The sequence below is a fragment of the Corallococcus sp. AB011P genome, from assembly GCF_003611605.1.
Classification (GTDB): domain Bacteria; phylum Myxococcota; class Myxococcia; order Myxococcales; family Myxococcaceae; genus Corallococcus; species Corallococcus coralloides.
Genome location: NZ_RAVX01000068.1, coordinates 1 through 987, shown reverse-complemented (window position 1 = coordinate 987; position 987 = coordinate 1). Strand labels below are relative to the sequence as shown.

The following is a 987-nucleotide window of genomic DNA, read 5'->3' as shown; positions in this document are numbered from 1 at the left end:
GCCCAGGTGAAGGCCACCACCCTCGCCGCCTACGAGCACCAGCACGTCCCCTTCGAGAAGCTGGTGGAAGTCCTCCAGCCCTCGCGCGACTTGAGCCGCAGCCCTCTCTTCCAGGTGATGCTCGTCCTGCAGAACGCGCCCGCGGAGGCGCTGCGCGTGCCGGGCATGGCCTTCCAGCCCATTCCCCTGGAGGGCAACTCCTCCCGCTTCGATTTGGCCCTCACCCTCTTCGAGGTGCCCCAGGGCCTCACCGGCTTCCTCGAGTACAGCTCCGACCTCTTCGACGCCGCCACCGTCCAGCGCCTCATGGGCCACTTCGGCGTCCTCCTCTCCTCCCTCGCCTCCCAGCCGGATGCCCGCGTGTCCACGCTGGAGGTGATGACGGCGGAGGAGCGGAAGCAGCTCCTCGTCGAATGGAATGAGACGGACGTCTCCTTCCCTCGCGACACCTGCATCCACCACGTCTTTGCCGAGCACGCCCGACACACGCCTGACGCCGTCGCCGTGCGCATGGGTGAGAGAAGCGTCACCTACTCAGCCCTCAATGCCTGGGCTCACGGACTGGCCGTCCAACTGCATGCGGCCGGTGTCACTCGGGGTAGCCGCGTCGCCGTCCTCGCGGAGCGTTCCCCGGAGCTGGTGGTGGGCCTGCTCGCCACCCTCAAGGTGGGCGCCGCTTACGTCCCCATCTCTCCCGGTGTCCCGCCGGAGCGTCTGGCCTTCATGCTGGAGGATTGCGGCGCTTCCGTCCTCCTCACCCAGCAGCACCTGCGGGACTCGCTGCCCTCCCTCTCTTCGCGCGTCCTCTCGTTGGAGACGGACTCCACCATGGAGTCCGCGCCGCTGCCGGTGACGCCGGCGGGCCCGGAGGACCTGGCCTACGTCATCTACACCTCCGGCAGCACCGGCCGTCCCAAGGGCGTCGCCGTCCACCACCGCGCGTTGATGAACCTCGTCTCCTGGCACCAGCGCACCTATTCGCTGTCG

1 protein-coding gene is annotated in these 987 nt (G+C 68.6%); it reads left to right on the top strand.

Going from position 1 to position 987, the window contains the following annotated elements; all coding sequences use genetic code 11:
• Positions 1–987, top strand: a 987-nt coding sequence (locus D7X30_RS41355) for an AMP-binding protein (protein WP_147443451.1), incomplete at both ends; no start/stop codon positions are given.